The sequence below is a fragment of the Wolbachia endosymbiont (group A) of Melieria omissa genome (assembly GCF_964031125.1).
GTDB lineage: Bacteria > Pseudomonadota > Alphaproteobacteria > Rickettsiales > Anaplasmataceae > Wolbachia > Wolbachia pipientis.
In genome coordinates this window covers 474,735-495,289 of record NZ_OZ035007.1, presented here as the reverse complement: position 1 = coordinate 495,289, position 20,555 = coordinate 474,735, and the positions used below count along the sequence as shown (strand labels likewise).

General features: G+C 34.7%; 34 protein-coding genes and 2 tRNA genes. 35 read left to right on the top strand and 1 reads right to left on the bottom strand.

Annotated features, from left to right (window positions below; all coding sequences use genetic code 11):
* Window positions 1-206 precede the first annotated feature (206 nt).
* Window positions 207-701 (bottom strand): hypothetical protein, encoded by a 495-nt coding sequence (locus ACQH2Q_RS02255; RefSeq protein ID WP_425383566.1) that lies wholly within the window; start codon window positions 699-701, stop codon window positions 207-209.
* 205 nt (window positions 702-906) lie between these two features.
* Here ACQH2Q_RS02255 and carA point away from each other — a divergent pair, with 205 nt between their 5' ends.
* The 35 genes from carA to ribB all read left to right on the top strand — a co-directional run bounded on the left by carA (window position 907) and on the right by ribB (window position 20,503).
* Entirely contained in the window at window positions 907-2,106 is a 1,200-nt protein-coding gene (carA, locus tag ACQH2Q_RS02250) for a glutamine-hydrolyzing carbamoyl-phosphate synthase small subunit (protein ID WP_425383565.1), read from the top strand.
* 114 nt (window positions 2,107-2,220) lie between these two features.
* A tRNA-Tyr gene (locus ACQH2Q_RS02245) sits at window positions 2,221-2,303 on the top strand.
* 4 nt (window positions 2,304-2,307) lie between these two features.
* Window positions 2,308-2,378: transfer RNA gene (locus ACQH2Q_RS02240), tRNA-Gly, on the top strand.
* A gap of 78 nt (window positions 2,379-2,456) precedes the next feature.
* Window positions 2,457-3,629, top strand: coding sequence for an elongation factor Tu (tuf, locus tag ACQH2Q_RS02235; RefSeq protein ID WP_425383564.1), 1,173 nt, complete (start codon window positions 2,457-2,459; stop codon window positions 3,627-3,629).
* 14 nt (window positions 3,630-3,643) lie between these two features.
* Window positions 3,644-3,964, top strand: a complete 321-nt coding sequence (rpsJ, locus tag ACQH2Q_RS02230; protein WP_012673184.1) for a 30S ribosomal protein S10 — start codon at window positions 3,644-3,646, stop codon at window positions 3,962-3,964.
* A gap of 9 nt (window positions 3,965-3,973) precedes the next feature.
* Entirely contained in the window at window positions 3,974-4,696 is a 723-nt protein-coding gene (gene rplC / locus ACQH2Q_RS02225) for a 50S ribosomal protein L3 (protein WP_006279218.1), read from the top strand.
* 2 nt (window positions 4,697-4,698) lie between these two features.
* Window positions 4,699-5,313 carry a 50S ribosomal protein L4 gene (rplD, locus tag ACQH2Q_RS02220; RefSeq protein ID WP_012673183.1) on the top strand — a complete coding sequence of 205 codons (615 nt, stop codon included), beginning with the start codon at window positions 4,699-4,701 and terminating at the stop codon, window positions 5,311-5,313.
* Window positions 5,310-5,597: a 50S ribosomal protein L23 gene (locus tag ACQH2Q_RS02215; protein WP_015589144.1), complete on the top strand. Its 288-nt coding sequence runs from the start codon at window positions 5,310-5,312 to the stop codon at window positions 5,595-5,597. Before rplD ends, ACQH2Q_RS02215 begins: the two co-directional genes overlap by 4 nt.
* Before the next feature lies 1 nt (window position 5,598).
* On the top strand, window positions 5,599-6,423 hold the full coding sequence (gene rplB / locus ACQH2Q_RS02210; RefSeq protein ID WP_155968324.1) for a 50S ribosomal protein L2: 825 nt from the start codon (window positions 5,599-5,601) through the stop codon (window positions 6,421-6,423).
* A 3-nt stretch (window positions 6,424-6,426) separates the two neighbouring features.
* On the top strand, window positions 6,427-6,711 hold the full coding sequence (gene rpsS / locus ACQH2Q_RS02205; protein ID WP_006279181.1) for a 30S ribosomal protein S19: 285 nt from the start codon (window positions 6,427-6,429) through the stop codon (window positions 6,709-6,711).
* A 5-nt stretch (window positions 6,712-6,716) separates the two neighbouring features.
* Window positions 6,717-7,064 (top strand): 50S ribosomal protein L22, encoded by a 348-nt coding sequence (rplV, locus tag ACQH2Q_RS02200; RefSeq protein ID WP_425383563.1) that lies wholly within the window; start codon window positions 6,717-6,719, stop codon window positions 7,062-7,064.
* Window positions 7,065-7,103: 39 nt separating this feature from the next.
* Window positions 7,104-7,718 (top strand): 30S ribosomal protein S3, encoded by a 615-nt coding sequence (rpsC, locus tag ACQH2Q_RS02195; RefSeq protein ID WP_010962753.1) that lies wholly within the window; start codon window positions 7,104-7,106, stop codon window positions 7,716-7,718.
* 14 nt (window positions 7,719-7,732) lie between these two features.
* On the top strand, window positions 7,733-8,146 hold the full coding sequence (rplP, locus tag ACQH2Q_RS02190; protein WP_010962752.1) for a 50S ribosomal protein L16: 414 nt from the start codon (window positions 7,733-7,735) through the stop codon (window positions 8,144-8,146).
* Window positions 8,147-8,157: 11 nt separating this feature from the next.
* A complete protein-coding gene (rpmC, locus tag ACQH2Q_RS02185; RefSeq protein WP_006279350.1) occupies window positions 8,158-8,361 on the top strand; it encodes a 50S ribosomal protein L29 in 204 nt (67 codons plus the stop codon).
* Window positions 8,354-8,590: a 30S ribosomal protein S17 gene (rpsQ, locus tag ACQH2Q_RS02180; RefSeq protein ID WP_007549925.1), complete on the top strand. Its 237-nt coding sequence runs from the start codon at window positions 8,354-8,356 to the stop codon at window positions 8,588-8,590. Before rpmC ends, rpsQ begins: the two co-directional genes overlap by 8 nt.
* 13 nt (window positions 8,591-8,603) lie before the next feature.
* Entirely contained in the window at window positions 8,604-8,963 is a 360-nt protein-coding gene (gene rplN, locus ACQH2Q_RS02175; protein WP_425383562.1) for a 50S ribosomal protein L14, read from the top strand.
* Complete coding sequence (gene rplX, locus ACQH2Q_RS02170; protein WP_425383561.1) at window positions 8,963-9,280, top strand: 50S ribosomal protein L24; 318 nt, start codon at window positions 8,963-8,965, stop codon at window positions 9,278-9,280. Before rplN ends, rplX begins: the two co-directional genes overlap by 1 nt.
* 6 nt (window positions 9,281-9,286) lie before the next feature.
* Window positions 9,287-9,820 (top strand): 50S ribosomal protein L5, encoded by a 534-nt coding sequence (gene rplE / locus ACQH2Q_RS02165; RefSeq protein WP_425383560.1) that lies wholly within the window; start codon window positions 9,287-9,289, stop codon window positions 9,818-9,820.
* A 16-nt stretch (window positions 9,821-9,836) separates the two neighbouring features.
* Entirely contained in the window at window positions 9,837-10,145 is a 309-nt protein-coding gene (gene rpsN / locus ACQH2Q_RS02160) for a 30S ribosomal protein S14 (protein WP_425383559.1), read from the top strand.
* A 21-nt stretch (window positions 10,146-10,166) separates the two neighbouring features.
* Window positions 10,167-10,562 carry a 30S ribosomal protein S8 gene (gene rpsH, locus ACQH2Q_RS02155; RefSeq protein ID WP_155968326.1) on the top strand — a complete coding sequence of 132 codons (396 nt, stop codon included), beginning with the start codon at window positions 10,167-10,169 and terminating at the stop codon, window positions 10,560-10,562.
* Window positions 10,563-10,578: 16 nt separating this feature from the next.
* Window positions 10,579-11,124: a 50S ribosomal protein L6 gene (rplF, locus tag ACQH2Q_RS02150; RefSeq protein ID WP_007551152.1), complete on the top strand. Its 546-nt coding sequence runs from the start codon at window positions 10,579-10,581 to the stop codon at window positions 11,122-11,124.
* A 5-nt stretch (window positions 11,125-11,129) separates the two neighbouring features.
* On the top strand, window positions 11,130-11,501 hold the full coding sequence (rplR, locus tag ACQH2Q_RS02145) for a 50S ribosomal protein L18 (protein WP_006279867.1): 372 nt from the start codon (window positions 11,130-11,132) through the stop codon (window positions 11,499-11,501).
* A 12-nt stretch (window positions 11,502-11,513) separates the two neighbouring features.
* Complete coding sequence (gene rpsE / locus ACQH2Q_RS02140; RefSeq protein WP_010962748.1) at window positions 11,514-12,026, top strand: 30S ribosomal protein S5; 513 nt, start codon at window positions 11,514-11,516, stop codon at window positions 12,024-12,026.
* A gap of 3 nt (window positions 12,027-12,029) precedes the next feature.
* Window positions 12,030-12,500: a 50S ribosomal protein L15 gene (gene rplO / locus ACQH2Q_RS02135; RefSeq protein WP_006279863.1), complete on the top strand. Its 471-nt coding sequence runs from the start codon at window positions 12,030-12,032 to the stop codon at window positions 12,498-12,500.
* Window positions 12,501-12,503: 3 nt separating this feature from the next.
* Window positions 12,504-13,832, top strand: a complete 1,329-nt coding sequence (gene secY / locus ACQH2Q_RS02130) for a preprotein translocase subunit SecY (protein WP_010962747.1) — start codon at window positions 12,504-12,506, stop codon at window positions 13,830-13,832.
* On the top strand, window positions 13,829-14,470 hold the full coding sequence (locus tag ACQH2Q_RS02125) for an adenylate kinase family protein (RefSeq protein WP_007550178.1): 642 nt from the start codon (window positions 13,829-13,831) through the stop codon (window positions 14,468-14,470). Before secY ends, ACQH2Q_RS02125 begins: the two co-directional genes overlap by 4 nt.
* 59 nt (window positions 14,471-14,529) lie before the next feature.
* Window positions 14,530-14,898 carry a 30S ribosomal protein S13 gene (gene rpsM, locus ACQH2Q_RS02120; protein ID WP_007550179.1) on the top strand — a complete coding sequence of 123 codons (369 nt, stop codon included), beginning with the start codon at window positions 14,530-14,532 and terminating at the stop codon, window positions 14,896-14,898.
* 24 nt (window positions 14,899-14,922) lie between these two features.
* The gene (gene rpsK, locus ACQH2Q_RS02115; RefSeq protein ID WP_012673179.1) at window positions 14,923-15,309 is read left to right on the top strand and encodes a 30S ribosomal protein S11; all 387 of its coding nucleotides are present in this window, start codon (window positions 14,923-14,925) and stop codon (window positions 15,307-15,309) included.
* Between the two features lie 21 nt (window positions 15,310-15,330).
* Entirely contained in the window at window positions 15,331-16,398 is a 1,068-nt protein-coding gene (locus tag ACQH2Q_RS02110) for a DNA-directed RNA polymerase subunit alpha (protein WP_077188176.1), read from the top strand.
* 7 nt (window positions 16,399-16,405) lie between these two features.
* The gene (rplQ, locus tag ACQH2Q_RS02105; protein WP_425383558.1) at window positions 16,406-16,834 is read left to right on the top strand and encodes a 50S ribosomal protein L17; all 429 of its coding nucleotides are present in this window, start codon (window positions 16,406-16,408) and stop codon (window positions 16,832-16,834) included.
* Window positions 16,835-16,857: 23 nt separating this feature from the next.
* Complete coding sequence (locus tag ACQH2Q_RS02100) at window positions 16,858-17,208, top strand: YraN family protein (RefSeq protein WP_425383557.1); 351 nt, start codon at window positions 16,858-16,860, stop codon at window positions 17,206-17,208.
* Between the two features lie 41 nt (window positions 17,209-17,249).
* Window positions 17,250-17,810, top strand: a complete 561-nt coding sequence (atpH, locus tag ACQH2Q_RS02095; RefSeq protein WP_010962742.1) for an ATP synthase F1 subunit delta — start codon at window positions 17,250-17,252, stop codon at window positions 17,808-17,810.
* Complete coding sequence (gene atpA, locus ACQH2Q_RS02090) at window positions 17,807-19,348, top strand: F0F1 ATP synthase subunit alpha (protein ID WP_012673176.1); 1,542 nt, start codon at window positions 17,807-17,809, stop codon at window positions 19,346-19,348. Before atpH ends, atpA begins: the two co-directional genes overlap by 4 nt.
* Before the next feature lie 9 nt (window positions 19,349-19,357).
* A complete protein-coding gene (greA, locus tag ACQH2Q_RS02085) occupies window positions 19,358-19,852 on the top strand; it encodes a transcription elongation factor GreA (RefSeq protein WP_007549342.1) in 495 nt (164 codons plus the stop codon).
* Window positions 19,853-19,858: 6 nt separating this feature from the next.
* Window positions 19,859-20,503 carry a 3,4-dihydroxy-2-butanone-4-phosphate synthase gene (gene ribB, locus ACQH2Q_RS02080; RefSeq protein WP_007549343.1) on the top strand — a complete coding sequence of 215 codons (645 nt, stop codon included), beginning with the start codon at window positions 19,859-19,861 and terminating at the stop codon, window positions 20,501-20,503.
* Window positions 20,504-20,555 lie beyond the last annotated feature (52 nt).

The following is a 20,555-nucleotide window of genomic DNA, read 5'->3' as shown; positions in this document are numbered from 1 at the left end:
AATTCCTGGATCCCAGTGTCTGGGCACTGGGATGACATCCTCCCTAGTGGATTCAAATCACAATATTCGTATAGTAAGCACTGACCACTTTTGCTTCAATATTTGCGATGCCCCTGAACAGATACAATTATTCTATTATCAGGAGGATGCCATTAATCGCTTTATATAATGCTACTTGTAACACTTATGCCCTGAACGGAGACAGTTTAGGCTGTTATGCCTGGCGGCTTTGTTGGAATAAGTTTTTCAACACTGCTAACAATAAAATTGATTGTATCGTCAGCTACCTTATCGAATTTATCATTTATCTCTTTTCCTATTTCTTGATTTTTAACATATTCGTGTAGAGCTAAAGCAGTTATAGCTGCACATGCTGCAATTAAGCCAGTTTGTGCTATAATGAATAGTGATAATCCTCCTACGAATATAGATGTTAATCCAATAGCCAGGTTTATAATTTTACTTTGTGTTGTTTGTTGCGTCGCTTGGCTTTGATCTGCCTGTTTATCCTCTAAAGCATTCGATATTGTTTTTAAGGCAACTTTTATCGCTATTGCTGCAACTGAAACCATAATTAGCCCTATAGCTATTTTTGCTAAAAGAAGAATCGACGGTAGCATCATTACAAATAATAGCGCGCCAACTCCTCCAGCTAACCACTTCTCATTTATTTTTTTTGATTGATTTGTACCAGTGTTCATTATTACCCTCCACTTTACTTATGATTTACCTATATCTAATACGAAATATGAAGGTAGTCAACTATATATTTTATATGAAAGATTGTATTAAAAGTTTTTCATGTTATTTTTTGCTGCTTCGTGGTTAAATTTGGAATTTTAGAAAGAGTTACGTATTATTTGAAATTCTTGTATACTGTTTTGAATCAGTTAAATAGATAATGAAGTGCAGGACGCAGTTTTAATTTTACAAGATGGCAAGTGCTTTTGGGGAAAATCAGTAGGTAAAAAAGGCAAGTGCATAGGCGAGGTTTGTTTTACCACTGGTATGACCGGTTATCAGCATACTATAACTGATCCTTCTTTTGCCGATCAAATTATAACGTTCACTTTTCCTCATATTGGTAACATTGGAATAAACCATAAAGATAATGAAGGAAAGAAAATTTTTGCAAGTGGTGTGGTTATGCGTGAACTTTCTTCCATGTCCCACCCTTCTTCATATATCAGTTTAAATGATTGGTTAGAGAAAAATAACGTGATTGGGATATCAGGAGTTGATACTAGAGCTTTAACAAGACATTTGAGAGAACATGGATCTCAAAATGGAATGATATGCTCATCGAGTAAGGCGCATGCATTAGACAAATTGAAGGAATACAAACCTGTAAATGGGATAGAAATAACTAATAAGGTTAGCTTAAATAACAGTTTTGAAAATAATAGACTAGCGGAGCACTTTGTCATCCAAGTAGCTGACTACTCGGATCCAGCAAAAAATATATGGATTCCAGTGTCACGCACTGGAATGACATCAGATAGACCTATTGACCTTAATGCAAAATATAGGATTGTAATCGTTGATTTTGGCGTAAAAATCAGTATAGTTTCACGCTTAATAGAACTTGGTTGTACAGTTGAATTAATCAGACCAAGCACAGGTTTTGCTCAAAAAGTGTTGAGTATGAATCCAGATGGTATAGTGCTTTCAAATGGTCCTGGTGATCCGCAAGAAATAGGAGAAAGTGTAGTTTCAGAAATAGACATTATTATAAAATCTAAAATACCAATTTTTGGCATATGCATGGGCCATCAATTACTTGCGATTACTTTGGGGGCAAAGACCATCAAGATGGATATAGGTCACCGAGGGAGTAACCATCCAGTTTATGATGTAATTAGTGGAAAAGTTGAGATCACTAGCCAAAATCATGGTTTTGTTGTTGATTCAGCTTCTCTTCCAAGTAATGTTGAAATTACTCACATTTCTCTATTTGATAATAGTGTAGAGGGAATAATGATGAAGGATTACCTAGTCTTTTCTGTGCAATATCATCCAGAAGAAGCGCCAGGTACGCATGATTCGCATTATTTGTTTAGGCGTTTTATTGGCAATATTGTGTTATATAAAATGAAATCTGCATGATTTTAATCAGGGTAGGTTTTATTGCTTGATTTTTTAATTTTAGGCGTTTAGTATTAAATACAATAAGAGCTTAAGTTAAGATGCTAAAATAGTATTCTCTTAACAAATTTTTGCGGAGGAGTGACCGAGTGGTTAAAGGTAACAGACTGTAAATCTGTCCGCGTGAGCGTACGTAGGTTCGAATCCTACCTCCTCCATTGTGCGGGTATAGCTCAATGGTAGAGCTCTAGCCTTCCAAGCTAGTGACGTGGGTTCGATTCCCACTATCCGCTCTTTTTTTTGTTGTATTTTTATAAAATCAACATATTATTTATTGATGTATTTGTATTTTAGGTAGAAAAGTTTAAATTATGACAGCAATAGTGGAAGCATTTGGAAAGCCGCATGTAAATGTGGGAACGATAGGACATGTGGATCATGGGAAGACGACGTTAACAGCGGCGATAACGAAGCATTATGGAAATTTTGTAGCGTACGATCAGATAGACAAAGCCCCAGAAGAAAGGAAGAGGGGGATAACGATAGCAACAGCGCATGTTGAGTATCAGACAGAGAAAAGGCATTATGCACACGTTGATTGTCCTGGACACGCTGACTATGTAAAGAACATGATAGTAGGTGCAGCACAGATGGATGCGGCGATATTGGTAGTGTCGGGGGTTGATGGGCCAATGCCACAAACGAGAGAGCATATATTGCTGGCGAAGCAGGTAGGTGTTGGATATATCGTGGTGTATATAAATAAAGCTGATGTTGCTGATGCTGATATGATAGATTTAGTAGAAATGGAAGTGAGGGAATTACTGAGTAAATACGGATTTCCAGGGGATGAAGTGCCTGTGGTGGTTGGTTCAGCGCTCAAGGCGCTGGAGGATGACAGCAGCGAATATGGAAAGAAATCAATAGACAAATTGATGGAAAAGTTAGATGAATATGTAGCGGTTCCACCAAGGCCTGTGGATTTACCATTTTTATTGCCAATCGAAGATGTATTTTCGATATCGGGGCGAGGAACAGTGGTAACAGGAAGAATAGAGAAGGGAGAGATAAAGACGGGAGAAGAGATAGAGATAATAGGTCTGAAAGCGACGCAAAAGACGATATGCACAGGTGTAGAAATGTTTAAGAAGTTGCTGGATAAGGGAAGTGCAGGACTCAATGTAGGAATATTGTTAAGAGGAACAAAAAGAGAAGAAGTAGAGAGAGGGCAAGTATTGGCAAAACCGGGGACGATAACGCCGCATAGAAAGTTTAAGGCGGAGGTTTATATATTAAAGAAAGAGGAAGGAGGAAGGCATACACCATTTTTTGCGAATTACCAGCCACAGTTTTATTTAAGGACAACGGATGTAACTGGGAGCATAAAATTGCTAGATGGGAAGGAGATGGTAATGCCAGGAGATAATGTGAGTGTAGAAGTAGAATTGCAAGTACCGATAGCAATGGATAAGGGATTGCGTTTTGCGATAAGAGAAGGCGGTAGAACTGTTGGTTCTGGTGTTGTTTCTGGAATTTTGGAGTGAGTGTAGTAACTAAGATGAAGCAAGATATATATATTAACATTAAGGCTTTCGATTGTTCTTTATTGGAGGAGTGTGTTCGAAAATTTGTTGATGAATTAAAGCGGTCCAGTGCAAAATTATCTGGTCCGATTGCGTTGCCAAGGAAAGATTCTAAATTTATTGTTAATAGATCTCCTCACGTTGATAAAAAATCTCGTGAACAGTTTGAAATGAGAACTTCTAGGCGTTTGATTGTTTTACATGATCTTACTCCTACTATGATGCAGATGCTTACAGGTTTATCTTTTTCTGCTGGCGTAGAAGTGGATTTAAAAGTCAAGGAAGTTAAGGTTTAGGAGAAGGAAATGAAGAGAATAAATTCGCTGAGGAGAATTGGTTTACTAATGATGAATATTGGTCATACTGCTATGTATTCTGACAATAGTCGCATGGCTGTAACTTTATTGCATCTCAGCGAAACTTATATTATTGATATAAAAGGACAAGATAAATGTGGCTATAATTCAGTCATTTTAGGCACAGGAGATTTTAAAAATATAGCAAAACCTCAGTTGGAATATTTAAAGAAAAAGGGTATAAATAATAAATGTAAGTTATACGAAAGTAGATTAAATGACCTGTCGGGAATAGAATGTGGTAAAAAAGTGGGAATCAATCATTTTGTGGTTGGTCAATATCTTGATATTACGGGTTATTCTATAGGTAAAGGATTTGCTGGTGTGATGAAGCGGCATAATTTCAGTGGGCTTAGGGCATCTCATGGTGTTTCTATTGCTCACAGATCACAAGGTTCCACTGGCCAATGTCAGGATCCTGGTAGAGTATTCAAAGGAAAGAAAATGGCTGGTCATTTAGGTAACAGCAGGATAACTGCACAAAATATGAAGATATTATCCATTGATCATGAAAATAGTATAATTGCTGTGAAGGGTAATAATGTTCCTGGGTTTAAAAATTCCTATGTTTTTGTAAGAGATGCAGTTAAAAAATCTTTACATAAAGATGTTCCTTTTCCGGTAGGTTTACTGTTAGATGTAAATGATGATGCTAGTAATTTGGTAAGTTAGTTATGGAATGTAATTTAGTTAATCTATCTAATGATAATGTAGGTACTGCTCAGCTCAATCCTTTGATATTTTCTGCTAAGCAAAAATTGAGTATTTTGCATGATATAGTGAGATGGCAATTAGCGAAGAGAAGAGCTGGTACTCATAAAACAAAAGGTATTAGTGATGTCTCTGGTACAACAGCTAAACCTTATGGTCAAAAACGTACCGGTAGGGCAAGACAAGGGAGCTTGCGATCTCCTCAATTTAGAGGTGGTGGGATTATTTTCGGCCCTGTTGTGAGGAGTCATACTTATTCTCTTAATAAGAAGGTACGCAAATTTGGTTTAAAAATTGCTTTATCTCTAAAGTATTTAAATAATCAAGTAATTATTCTGGATAATTTAAATATTGATGTGAAGAAAACGTCTGAAATGTGTAAATGTATTAAAAATTTTAAATTTTCTTCCTTTTTGATAGTTGGTGATTATGGAGATGATTTGTTGCGTGCGGCTAAAAACTTGCACTATGTAGACTTAATCAAACCTATTGGGTTAAATGTTTTTGATATATTGAATCACGAATGCGTGATGTTGACAAAGGATACTTTAAAGCATCTTGAAGGTAGATTGTTATGATCAAATATAATAATATAATAAAATCTCCTATAATTACAGAAAAGGCCTCTTTTTTGAGGGAGAAGTTTAATAAATATTCTTTGTATGTTTTTGTAAATGTAAATAAGCGTCAAATAAAGTTGGCAATAGAGTCTCTATTTGATGTTAAAATTTCTTCTATAAATGTTGTTAGAATTAAGCCTAAATATAGGCGTTTTAGGGGTGTGATTGGTTGTGAAAAACAGAAAAAGAAAGTTTATTTTTCTTTGATGGATGGTCAAAAATTAGATATAATGAGCGTTTAGTATGGGTATGAAATTTTTTAATCCTGTTACTCCGTCTTCTCGTGGGACTGTGTTAGTAAGTAAAGTTGGTTTATCAAAAGATGAGCCAGAAAAGTCTCTTACATCCGGTAAAAAGTCCAGTGGTGGAAGAAATAATCATGGTAGAATTACAACTCGTCATAGGGGTGGTGGTCACAAAAAGAAGTATAGAGTGATAGATTTTAAGCGTAATAGAAGTGGTCAAGGTATAGTTGAAAAAATAGAGTATGACCCAAATAGAAGTGGGTTTTTGGCGTTAATATCATATAAGGAAGATGATATTAAGTCTTATATATTAGCTCCTCAAGGTATGAAGCCAGGTGATGTTGTTACAGCTGGGAATGATGCTGATATTTTGCCAGGGAATTGTTTACTACTCAAGCATATACCTGTTGGTTCTTTCGTTCATAATGTTGAGCTGAAGCCAGGTAATGGTGCTGCGATTGCTAGAGCTGCTGGTTGTTATGCACAAATCGTTGGTCGTGATGGCCAATATATTTTATTACGACTCAGGTCTGGTCAAATTAGGTTGATTTTATCTTCTTGCAAGGCTACTATTGGTGTAGTATCTAACCCTGACCATAAGAATAGAAAGTTGGGTAAAGCTGGGAGAAGTAGGTGGCTTGGGATTAGACCTACTGTACGTGGAGTTGCAATGAATCCGGTTGACCATCCTCATGGAGGCGGGGAAGGAAAAACCTCTGGTGGTCGTCATCCTGTTACTCCTTGGGGTGTTGCAACAAAAGGAAAGAAAACTCGAAGGAGAAATAAATCTAGTGATAAGTATATAAAACAATTGAAAGGTTAGTTTATGAGTAGATCTGCATGGAAGCCTCCTTTTTGTCATCCTTCTATATTAAAGTCGGTGAATAATGCTTTAAACAAGGGGTTTGTTAACATGGCTATAAAAGTTCATTCCAGGGCTTCTGTAATTCTTCCTAATTGTTTAGGTTTAAAGTTTGCTGTTTATAATGGTAAGGATTACATTCCTGTGAATGTTAATGATCAGAATATGATAGGTCATAAGTTTGGTGAGTTTTCACCCACTCGTAAATTTACTGGGCATAGTGGTGATAAAAAGGCGACAAGAAGGTAATTGATATGAAAAACAGAGATGTAATAGTTAAAGCTGGTTCTAGGGTTTTAAAATCAACTCCTCGTAAATTGAATTTGGTTGCTGGTTTAGTACGTAATAAAAAAGTTTCTTTTGCCACTGCGCAATTAAGATTTTGTGAAAAGAAAGCTGCAGGTCTTATAAGGAAGGTATTAAATTCTGCGATTGCTAATGCTCAAAATTATGGATTGGATATCGATAATTTATATATAAAAGAAATTTTAATAGGTAAGTCTCTTACTTTGCGTAGGGTATGTCCAAAAGCTATGGGTAGAGCTAATAGAGTTAGTAAACGTTATAGTAATATAACTGTAAAATTGGGGGAAATTATATGATTCATAAAAATAGAAAATTAATAAGGAAAGTGCAAAAATATGGGAAACGTTAATCCTAAAGGATTTAGGTTAAAAATAATTAATACTTGGTCATCTATTTGGTATGCTGAGAAGGGTTATAAACAAGGGTTGCATCAAGATTTATCTATTCGCAGTTATATAAATGAATCTTTTAAGCATGCTGGTGTTTCTAAAGTAATTATAGAGCGTACGATCGATTTGGTATCTGTAATAATACATTCTTCTAGACCTGGAGTGATAATAGGTAAGAAAGGCTCGGATATTGAGAAGATAAAGCAAAAGATAGCTGAAAAAGTAAAAAATAATGTGGAAGTGAATGTAGTAGGGGTTAAAAGGTCTGAAATAGATGCAGTTTTAATATCAAACAGCATTGCACAGCAGTTAGAAAAAAGGGTTTCATTTAGAAGAGCGATGAAAAAAGCTATTCAAAGTTGTTTGAGGATGGGTGCTAGAGGTATTAAAGTAAGTTGTTCTGGGCGCCTTGGCGGAGCTGAGATAGCTCGTACTGAGTGGTATAAAGAAGGCCGTTTGCCTTTGCATACTTTACGTGCTAATATAGATTATGCTTTTGCTGAAGCAAAAACTATATATGGCATCATAGGAGTTAAGGTCTGGGTTTATATTGGTAACTAATTAGGTATATTGAAATGTTTATTCCTAAAAAAAGTAAATATAAAAAAGTATTTAAAGGACGAATTAAGGGTAACACGAAAGGTGGTAGCACATTATCTTTTGGAGATTATGGTCTAAAGGCTATGGAAGCAGGTAGGATTCAATCTAAGCATATTGAAACTGCAAGGCGTGTAATATCTAGAACATTAAAACGCTCTGGTAAAGTGTGGATAAGAATTTTTCCTGATACCCCTGTTAGTAAAAAGCCGGCGGATGTGCGTATGGGTAAAGGGAAAGGTAGTGTTGAGTTTTGGGTATTTAAAGCTAAGCCCGGTAGAATGTTGTTTGAAATTAGCAGTGATGTTCCCATGCATTTAGCAAGATTGGCGCTTGAAAAGGCAACTGCTAAGCTTCCTATGAAGTGTAAATTTGTATCTAATCATAATTAAATGGAGTTGCAATGGATATAGCTGACATTGAATCGAGGTCCTCGCAAGAATTGCATGAAATTCTTGTGAATTTGAGAAAAGAGTTTGTTAATTTGGTTTTTCAAAAGAAGCTGGGCCAGTGCAACAATATTTCGCGTTTTAGCTTAATAAGAAAGAGCATAGCTCGTATTTTAACTACATTAAATAAAAGAAGAAGAGAGGAAAAGAATGCCTAAAAAGGTTTTTTGTGGTACTGTAACTAAGGCTAAGTGTGATAAGACTGTAAAGGTTTCGGTATTACAAGTGTATAAGGATGAGCTGTATAAAAAGGTTATAAAAAAATACAAGAAGTATACAGCACATGATGAGAATAATAGTTGTAAAGAAGGGGACAAGGTTTTAATACAAGAACACAAGCCTATTTCTACTACTAAAAAATGGGTTATTGTTAATAGCTCACATTGAATAGGATATTTATATGATTCAAAAAAATACATTGTTGGAAGTAGCTGATAATTCTGGCGCGCGTGCAGTGCTTTGTATTGGTTTATTTGGTGGTAGAAAGTCTGCATCTATAGGTGACACAGTTATTGTATCTACTAAATCTATTACTCCAAGAGGGAAAGTTGAGAAGGGAAAAGTATATAGAGCAGTTGTGGTGAGGGTGAAAAGCCCTATTAGAAAATCTGATGGTTCTGTAATTCGTTTTTCTAGCAATGCTGTAGTTTTGATTAACGATCAAGGTGAACCACTCGGCACTCGGGTGTTTGGTCCGGTAAAAAAGTTATCATCTGGTTCTTTTATGAAGATAATGTCATTAGCTGTTGAGGTTTTATAATGAGTGCTAAAATAAAAAGTGGTGACGACGTTATAGTTTTAACTGGTAAAGATAAGGGAAAAATTGGTAAGGTAATCAAAGTTATAGCACGTGATGCTAAAAAGAAAGTAATTGTTTCTGGAGTGAATGTGCATAAGAGACATACTAAACCAAAAGCTGGTAGTAGTGGTGGTATATTAAATAAAGAGTTAGCTATTGATATATCCAACGTTGCAACATTGGACCCTAAATATAAAACTCCAACTAGAGTGGGGTTTAAGGTTATAGACGGTAGAAAAGTGCGTTTTGCAAAAGTTTCTGGAGAAGTGGTAGATTAGGTTGATATGTTTAAAGAATTGTATAAAGATAGCATAGTAAAGTCCTTGAAGGATAAGTTTAATTACGGCAATATAATGCAAGTGCCTAAACTTGTCAAGGTGTGTATCAATATGGGCGTTGGAGATGCTGCTACAGATAGTAAAGCAATAAATGAACCACTTGATAGCCTATATTTGATTGCTGGGCAGAAGCCTTTATCAACTTTTGCAAAAAAATCTATTTCTGGCTTCAAGATCAGAAAAGGTGCTACAGTAGGTTGCAAAGTAACTTTGCGTAGAGATAAAATGTATGAGTTTTTAGAAAGATTGATATATATTGCTTTGCCAAGGGAAAAAGATTTTAGAGGATTTAGTGTGAAGCAATTTGACGGTAATGGTAATTTTTCCTTTGGTATAAAGGAACATATCTCGTTTTTAGAAATAGACTATGATAAAATAAGTAAAATTAGAGGTATGGATATTAATATTACAACAAGTGCAGTTAGTGATAAGGAAGCAAAGGAATTATTACTGGCTCTTAAATTTCCTTTTTTTGATTAATTGAGAGGAGAAATATATGGCAAAAAAATCTATGATAGAAAGAAATCTTCGCAGAATAAAGTTGTGCGATCAATATAAAGAAAAAAGAGAAAAATTGAAATCTATAATAAATAATAAGAATTTGTCTATTGTAGAAAGGTTTACAGCTCAAAATAAATTAATTAAAAAATTGCCTAGAAATTCTTCTAAAACCAAAATTAGAAATAGGTGTGCTTTAACTGGGAGACCAAGAGGAGTATATAGAAAATTTGGTTTATGTAGAATTGTTTTGCGTGGTTTATGTTCTTTTGGGCAAGTTCCAGGAGTTACAAAGTCTAGTTGGTAAATATAATATAAGGAGTATATTGTGGCGTTATCTGATAGTATTGGTGATTTTTTAACAAGGATACGTAATGCTCAATTGGCAATGCATAGGGCAACAAGGGTACTATTTTCTAAGATGAATTCTTCTATATTGGAGATTTTAAAAGAGGAAGGGTATATCCTTGATTATGAAAAGCAAGTTGTAGGTAATTTACCTTCTTTCATTGTAAAATTGAAGTATTATGAGAAGTTACCTGTAATTAGTGACATAGTTAGGGTGTCAAAGCCTGGTTGTCGTCGTTATTCTAAGTATAAGGACATTTCTAAAGCATATAATGGTCTTGGTATTTTTATTATATCGACACCCAAAGGAGTGATGACTGATTATAATGCACATAAGTTAAAGGTTGGTGGAGAAGTTTTGTGTCGTGTGTTTTAAATAATAGGAGAAATTCATGTCTCGTATAGGTGCTGCTCCTATCAATATTCCTGCTGGTGTTTCAGTTGAATATAATAATGGTAGTATGTTAATAAAGAGTGCTAAGGCTGAAAAGGAAGTTAGCTTGATCAGGGATGTTGTGTGTCAGATTATTGATAATCAGCTATTGCTTTCTGTTGATCAAGATAAAGATAATTATGATAAAATAAAGCCTATGTGGGGCACTTATAGGAGTAATATTAATAATATCATTAACGGCATGGTTGATGGTTTTTCTGTTAATCTTGAGATTAACGGTGTGGGATATAAGGCAGAGTGTGATGGTAAGTATTTGACTTTATATCTTGGTTATAGCCATAATGTTAAATATAAAGTGCCTAAAGATGTTGAGATTAAGTGCATAAAGCCAACTCACTTAGTAGTTAGTGGTATGGATAAGCAGAAGGTCTATATGGTGGCGTCTGATATATGCAAAATTAGAAAATATGATCCTTATAAAGGTAAGGGTGTTGTAATAAAAGGCAAATTTATGCTGCGTAAGGTTGTAAGTAAAAAGAAGTAATAAAAATGAAAAGATCGTATAATTTTTTAAGTAATTCTGAAAAAAGGAAGTTACGTAATAGAGCGAAGCTTGACAAGAGCGCTGAACGTTTACGTATATCCATATTTAAATCTAATAGGCATTTTTATGTCCAGTTAATTAATGATGTAAAAGGAATAACTCTCACTTCAGCTTCTACTTTGGATGCTAAAATTAAGGATGTATGTAAAGGGAAAGTCAACGCTGAAACTATAAAACAGGTTTCTTCTTTAATGGTTGAGCGTCTGTCTGGCATGAAATTAGAGCAGCAGCTTACGTTTGATCGTGGAGCGTATAAATACACAGGATTAGTTTCTCAATTTGCTGAGGCTTTAAGAAGTTCTGGATTTGAATTTTAGAAGGTTTTGAATATGGCTATAAAGAATTTACAAAATAATAATGATTTATCAGAGCTTTTAGTTTCGGTACGAAGAGTGACAACGGTTACCAAAGGTGGTAGAAGATTTTCATTTTCAATTTTGGTTGTTGTTGGCGATGAGAAGGGTAGGGTAGGGTGTGGAATAGGTAAGCACGCAGAAGTTGCTGAAGCAAGAGTCAAAGCTGTAAATGCTGCAAAGAAATCAATGATTAGAGTGTACTTGCGTGAAGGTAGAACTTTGCATCATGATATTAAAGCTAAATTTTGTTCTGGTGAGATAGTTTTAAGAACCGCAAGAGCCGGAACAGGTATTATTGCTGGTGGAGCGATTAGATCAGTTTTTGAGGTGTTAGGTATAAAGGATGTGGTAGCTAAATCCACTAGATCAAATAATCCTCATAACGTTATATGTGCGGTGTTTAAGGCTTTTGATAGTATGTTATCTCCTCGTCAGGTAGCAAGCAAAAGAGGCAAAAAGATTAGCGAGATAGTTGGAAACAGGTAAAGTATGAATAATGCTGTAAAATTAAACTCTATATTTACTAAATTATCTAAGAAAAAGAAGCCTAAGTTGCTGGGTAGAGGTATCGGTTGTGGTAAAGGTAAAACATCCGGTAGAGGGCATAAAGGGCAGAAGGCTAGAAGTGGAGTTTCTATAAATGGTTTTGAGGGTGGACAACAGTCTATATATACTCGTTTGCCTAAAAGAGGTTTTAAGCCTATACGTAGGAGCATATACTCTATAATTAATGTTGGCGATATACAGCGCTTAATGGAAGCTAAAAAAATAGTGAAAGACTCTGTTATAGATAAGGAGAGGCTGTATAAATTAGGTTTTATAAAGTCTATTAAGGATAAAATTAAACTTCTTAATAAAGGTAAGTTGAGCGAAAAATTTGTGTTTCATGTTGATTTTGCGTCAGAAGCTGCAAAAAAATCTGTAGCTTCAGTTGGTGGTAGTGTGGAAATACTATCGTAAGTCATGGGCAATAAATCAGCATTTAATAGCTTGGATCCTACGTTGTTATATAAAGGCGATTTATTAAAGCGTATATTTTTTACGCTAATAGCTTTAATTTGCTATCGCTTGGGTACTTATGTGCCTATTCCTGGAATTAATCTTGATGTAATTAATGATATATTTCCCAAAGATGGCTCAGGCGTTTTTGGAGTATTTAATTTATTTTCTGGTGGTGCATTGGCTAGAATGACAATTCTAGCATTGAACGTTATGCCATATATAATGGCTTCTATCATTATTCAGTTACTTTCTTCTGCGATTAAAGGAATGAAGGAAGTTAAGAATGATGGAGAGTCAGGCCGTAGAAAGATGAATTCTTATATACGCTATCTGACCATAGTAATTTGTGTATTTCAATCAATTCCAATTTTGGTTGGATTGGAAGGGATGAATAGGGAAGGGGTATTGGTTGTAATCGAACCTGGTGTTATGTTTCGTACAATAGGTGTTTTCAGCCTTTTAGGTGGAACTATGCTTTTAATATGGCTTGGTGAACGAATCAGCGCTAGCGGTATAGGCAATGGTATCTCATTAATCATTTTCACGGGTATAATATCAGAGTTACACAGCGCTTTGTCATCTTTGTTAACGTTAAATAAAAACGGTAGCGTATCGTTATTTATTATCCTTTTTGTTTTGGTATTGTTTTTTTTGCTGCTACTCTTAGTCATTTTTGTAGAGTCTTCTTATAGAAAGGTTATTGTTCAACATCCTAAAAAGCAATTTAAAAGATTACATAATGACGATTTTACTTATATTCCATTGAAGATTAATTTATCTGGTGTAGTACCAACCATTTTTGCTAATGCAATTTTATTGACACCTATTTCAATTGCAAATTTCTATAAGGGGCACGCTTTTTCTGATTTTATTTTGAATTACTTTATGGCAAATAAAGTAGTATATATTGTAGCCTATTTGGTGCTGATAGTATTTTTTAATTTTTTCTATACCAATTTTATATTTAATCCAGAGGAAAACGCAGATTTTCTTAAAAAAAATGGTGGTTTTATACCTGGTAGAAGGCCTGGGAAACATACTTCTGATTACCTTCAAGATATAGTTTTTAAGTTGACATTCATTGGCTCTGCGTATTTGGTAGTCATATGTACTGTACCTGAAGTTATGAGATATTATTATGATATACCATTTATTTTTGGTGGGACGAGCTTACTGATTATAGTGAACGTTATTACTGATACTATTATGCAAATACAATCTTATATTTTTTCAAATAGGTACGACAACTGGATAAAGAAATATGAGTCTAAAACGAGGAAAGTAAGATGATCATTACGATTTTTGGTCCTCCAGGTTCTGGTAAAGGTACTCAGTCAAGCTTGTTAATAGCAAAATATAATTTAAAATTAATTTCAGTAGGGGATTTATTAAGGAATATTATATCTAGCAGTAGTGAGTTAGGTAAAAAAATAAAGGGTACCGTGGAATCTGGTAATTTAATTCAAGATGAAATTATATGTGGATTATTACGTGACCAGCTTGCATTAGTGGATGATAATTGCTTATTAGATGGTTTTCCGAGAAATTTAAACCAGGCTCATTTTTTGACTCAAGTTTTGCAAGAAAAATATAATAGGGATGTTGACATTGTAGTTGAGCTGCAGCTTGACGATAATATTGCAATCGATAGGTTAAAAAATCGTCTCGCGTGTTTGGACTGTAAAAGCATATATAGTGTATCTTCTTTTAAGAGTACTACTTGTGCTAAATGTAAAAGTACGAGGTTAGAGAAAAGAATTGATGATGCTGATATGTCTGCAATTAATAAGAGAATAAGTGAATATCACCTTCAAATGAAAGGTTTACGCGAGTATTATAAAGGCAAATTATTAACAATTGACGCTAATTTGAGTGTTGATGAGGTAACGCAAGAGATTGAAAGTAAAATTTCTTGTAATTTGGTTTGACTCTGAGTTGTTTTATGGTATAAATTAAGAGTTGTTATTAATAAAGTATCGAGGTACCAGTGGCACGTATTGCAGGCATAAATATTCCAGTGAGGAAATGTGTTCCTTTTGCATTAACTTATATATATGGTATAGGTATTGCTACTGCGAATGTAATTTGTCACGCTTGCGAAGTTGATAAGCGCAAACGTGTTTCAGAATTACGAGATGAAGATATAGAAAAGATCAGCAGTTTCATTAGACAAAATTATGTTATAGAAGGTGAGCTCAGAAAAGAAGTGGCTATGAACATAAAATCTTTAGTGGAAATGGGATGCTATAGAGGGGTGAGACATAGAAAAGGTTTACCTGTGAGAGGGCAAAGGACTCATACTAATGCTAAGACTCGTAAAGGTAGATCTCGGTTGCCTATTGCTGGGAAAAAATAAAATTTATTATTATTGTGAGTTTTAATGAAAAAAGTCAAAACGGTTGGTAAGAGTAAGAAGGAGTTTATTACTGGTGTTGTCCATATTCGTGCAACTTTTAATAATACTTTTGTAAATGTAACTGATGTTCATGGTAATACGCTATGTCAAACTTCTGTGGGTGCATGTGGTTTTTCAGGTTCGAGAAAATCCACACCTTATGCTGCAGGTAAGGCTGCGGAGGCTGCTGCGAAGAATGCAATAGAGAGATTTGGTATGAAGGTTGTCTCTGTAATAATTCGTGGTCCTGGCTTTGGTACCGAAGCTGCGGTTAAAGCACTTCAGAGCTGTGGGTTGACTGTGACTTCAATTGCAGATAAAACCGCAATTCCTCATAATGGGTGCAGGTTAAGAAAAAAAAGAAGAGTATAGGATATTTGAAAAGGTTGTTTTATGTATTATAATAATGATGTGTCTCTCTGTAGCAATTTAGATAAATTGATTAAACCTAGTTCAGTTAAGGTAATATCAGATGATTCAAGTGAAAAAAGTGATATAGTGCTAGAACCGTTGGAAAGTGGTTTTGCTTTAACATTAGGTAATGCATTAAGACGTGTAATGTTATCTTCTCTTAAAGGTAGTGCTGTTTATGGAATAAAAATTGAAGGTGTAACTCATGAGTTTACTTCAATTCAAGGGGTGAGAGAAGATGTAACTGATATAGTGTTAAATATGGGCATGTTGAGGTGTAAATTAAATGGTGCTTCTAATAAATGCTTAAATTTAAACGCTAAAGGGCCTTGCCAGGTATTAGCTGGGATGATAGAAACTGATGATCAATGCTCTATTGTTAATAAGGATTTATTAATATGTACGCTGGGGCAAAATGTAGAGCTTAACATGACCATATATGTGGCTAGCGGAAAAGGTTATCTTCCTGTAATTAAGTATAAAGAAAACGAACTTTTGAAGCTTATGAGTGAACAGGATTTAATTGGTTTTATTCCAGTTAATGCTTTGTATAGCCCTGTCAACAGGGTTTCGTACAGGGTAGAGAACAGTCGTGTTGGCCAAGTGACTGATAAGGATAAGCTGATATTGTCAATTGAAACTGATGGTACAATTTCTCCGAGTCAAGCTGTTGACTCTGCTGCAAGAATATTACAGGAGCAACTTCAGCCCTTTATTAGTTCTGATGTAAGTTATAAAAAATCGCAGGTTTCTTCGTCTAGTGGTGCTAAAGATTTGGGTTATGACCCTGTCTTATTGCGTAAGGTAGATGAAATGGAATTATCTGTCAGGTCTCATAACTGTCTGAAAAACGAAAACATCACTTATATAGGTGATCTTGTGCAAAAGACAGAAGGTGAAATGTTAAGAACTGCTAATTTTGGCAGAAAGTCTTTGAATGAGATTAAGGCAGTTTTGACTAATTTTGGCTTGTCTTTGGGTATGAATGTGCTAAACTGGCCACCTAAGGATATAGATGAGTTGGCTAAACAACATACTGATGAAGATTAGGTGATATATGAAACATGGAATAAAAAAACGTAAACTATCTCGTTGTACTGAACATAGATTATCGACGTTAAAGAATCTATCTATCTCATTAATTAACCATGAGCAGATTGTAACTACTTTACCAAAAGCTAAGGAACTTCGTCCATATGTCGAAAAGTTTATTACAATTGCTAAGAATAAGAATACTTTACATGGTAGAAGACTTTTGCTTTCACGCCTTCATAATAGTAAGTTAGCAGTTGATAAGTTATTAAACGTCTTAGCCAGCCGTTATCAAGATCGTAAAGGTGGGTATTCTAGAATAATAAAATTTAGCACTCGAAAGGGTGATTGCGCTTCAATGGCAGTGATAGAACTGGTTGGTAGGGATATTGCAGCAAGAGGTAAGGTTTATAGTAAAAATAAAGAAGGAGGCAAAGTAGTTACACAAAGTTAATTGTTATCATAATTGTTCTTCTTGTGGTAAGTAGGTTACGCTACTTTGTAGGTTACTTTGGCGAGTTATTAGTTTTAGTATATTTAAAACTGAAATGGTATAATGTTATAAAACGCCGTTACCGTTGTAAGTTCGGTGAAATTGACTTAATTGTATCTAAAAAAAAGGAGCTGATTTTTATAGAAGTTAAAACAAGTTTACTTGGAAAAGAAATACCGATATCTCATCTTCAATGTCAGTCTATTATAAATTCTTCTAAGTATTTCTTAAGTAAAAACCTTAGTTTTTTAGATTATTCAGTCAGATATGATTTATATTTTTTTTCCTTAAAGAGAAGACCTGTTTATATAAAAAATGCTTGGATTGAAGAATGAAAGATTTGTAGCTGAATTAATTTAGATTTACTGGATTTAATATGAAAAAGACCCAATACAATAATTTAGTTTCATCTTACGCTAGAGTGCTATTTCATGTCTCAGGAAGCAGGTTAGGTATTATAAGGAAAGAAGTAGAATTTCTGTTGGCTTTTTTTAAGGATCAACGTGATGTTTTTGTGTACCTATCTCATCCTATGATTTCTTTTGCACACAAAAAAGAAGTGATGCTTTCTATAAATGAGCACTTGAGTGAGAATTTAGTAAAATTTATTATGGTTATATTTGCAAATAAACGCTCTAGTTTATTGATCCTTATATTAGAAAAATTCTTAAGTCTTGCAAGAGAAAATGAAAATGAATTCGAAATTACTATAAAGTCAGCAGAAACTTTAAAGGAATCTGATATAAAAATAATTACTGAATCTTTGAGCTTTCTTGGTAAAATAATAAAAGTAAGCAATGTGGTTGACCCTTCTATACTAGGTGGCTTCGTAGTTAGGTATGGTTTTAATTTGATCGATGCTTCGCTAAAAAGTTACTTGGATAGGTTAGTTGACTTAAGTAAAATGGAAATATTAAAAGTAAGGAATTTTGTATGAAGAACAGTATGAATGTTTCTGAGATAGCAAGTATAATAAGAGAAAAGGTTGAGACGTTTGATAATCCTATAAAGCGGGAAAATATAGGTGAAGTAATTTCAGTAACAGATGGTATCGCATTGGTTTATGGGCTGGAAAAAGCAAAATTCGGTGAAAAGGTATTTTTTGCAAGTGGTGTAGAAGGAATAGTTCTCGATTTAGATCATGATACGGCTGGAATAGTTGTGCTTGGTAATGACCGTGATGTGAAAGAAGGGGACGTTGTAAAATGTAGTGGTGATGTTGTGCAGGTGCCTGTAGGGCATGAATTGTTAGGGAGAGTTGTAAATGCGTTGGGCCATCCTATGGACGACGGTGGGGAAATTAGAGCCAAAAACAGAATGGATATAGAATCTAAAGCGCCAGGCATTATTGATCGTAAGTCTGTGCATGAGCCACTGCAAACAGGAATTAAAATTATAGATTTGCTAATTCCAATAGGTAGAGGGCAGCGTGAATTAATTATTGGTGATAGACAAATTGGTAAAACTACTATTGCGCTTGATACTATTATCAATCAGAAGAAGATTAACGATGAGGTAAACGAAAATCAAAAAGTTTACTGTGTTTATGTTGCTATTGGGCAAAAAATTTCAACAGTAGCAAAAGTGGTAAATAAGCTGAAAGAAAGCGGAGCATTAGAGTATACAACTGTAGTTGTGGCTAGTGCATCTGACTGCGCGCCTATGCAATTTTTAGCACCTTATGCTGGTTGCACTATTGGGGAATTTTTCCGTGACAATGGAATGCATTGTTTGATTATATATGATGATTTATCTAAGCATGCTGTGGCATATAGGCAGATGTCTTTATTGCTCAGACGTCCTCCTGGTCGTGAAGCTTACCCTGGAGATATATTCTATGTACATTCTCGCTTGCTTGAAAGAGCTGCTAAAATGTCTGATAAAAAAGGGCAGGGTTCTTTAACTGCTTTGCCAATTGTCGAAACTCAAGCTGGTGATGTATCTGCATATGTGCCAACAAATGTTATTTCAATTACCGATGGGCAGATCTTTCTTGAGTCTGAATTATTTTATAAAGGATTTCGACCTGCAGTAAATATAGGTTTGTCAGTTTCACGGGTTGGTTCTGCTGCACAACTAAAGTCTGTGAAGAAAGTTGCTGGTTCTATAAAGCTAAGCTTAGCTCAGTATAGAGAATTAGAAGATTTTGCAAAATTTGGTTCTGATCTTGATGCTAGTGTTCAATTATCCTTGAATAAGGGTAAATATCTTGTCGAGTTATTAAAGCAAAAACAACATTTACCTATGTCAATAGAAGAGCAAGTAGTGCTGATGTATATTTTTTCTAACCTATATAATCAGTTAAGTAAAATACAAATAAGTTACATTAATAAATTTGAACATGATCTTATTAATTATTTTCATACTGTACACCCTGGGGTTTTAAAAAAGTTGTCAAATGACATGAGTGATGATATAAAAGGTGATATTTTTAACATTGTGAGTAATTTCGTTACTCAATTTAATTGCGTTTAGGTGGTGATTATGGCTTCATCCATTATTAATAAATTTCCTATGACGAGGGAAGGTTTTGAGAATATGCAAGCCGAACTTGAAAAATTAAAGGAAGAAAAACCTTCTGTGATACAGGCTATTTCTGATGCTCGTGATCAAGGTGATTTGTCTGAAAACGCAGAGTATCATGCAGCACGGGAAAGGTTAGGTTTTATTGAAGGCCGTATAATGGAGATAGAAAGTAAGCTCTCACATGCGGAAGTAATAGAAGTAAAAAATTTGTCTGGTGATTCAGTAATGTTTGGTGCAACTGTGACATTAAGCATGTTAAGTGATAATAACGGTGAAGTGGAATATGTTTATAAGGTTGTAGGCGAATATGAAGCTGATGTTTCAAAGCAGTTAATATCTACTAGTTCACCACTTGGGAGTGCCTTAATCGGCAAAAAAGTCGGTGAATATGTGGAAGTGACAGTGCCAAATGGAGAGAAATTGTATAAAATAGTTAAGATTGAATTTAAGTAAATTATTATGGTACAGGCCACTTATGCTTCAATGAGTCTACCAGGTATTTCTTCTGTGGAAGATGTATTAGAGGATGCTCGTTCCGGTAAATTATTCATTTTAGTTGATGATGAAAATAGAGAAAATGAAGGCGATTTGATTGTCTTAGCTGAGAAAATAAAGCCGGAACATATGGCTTTTATGGTTAGGTACGGTACAGGGGTTGTTTGCTTAGCAATGACTAAATTTCACATGAAAAGGTTGGGCCTTAATTTCATGGAGAAGAAAAATATTGGTGAAAATCATACCGCATTTACTACATCAATTGATGCACGTTATGGCATTACAACCGGTGTTTCAGCAGAGGATAGAACGAAAACTATACATGCTGCTATCAACAAGGATGGTACTCAGGATGACATCATAACTCCAGGTCATGTTTTTCCTGTAATTGCACATAAAGGTGGGGTGGCACAACGTGCTGGTCATACTGAAGCGAGTGTTGAAATGGCGAAGTTAGTAGGGTTTGATCATTCAGCAGTTATTTGTGAATTAGTGAATGATGATGGCTCTATGATGCGCTTACCTCAGTTACTTAAATTTGCTGAACAACATAAAATTAAGTTAACTACCATCGACAAACTTATCAGTTACGTTAAAAATTTAAACTAGCGTTTATAAATTTGTATAATTTAAGTGTTAAAATATAGAATTTCTATAAATT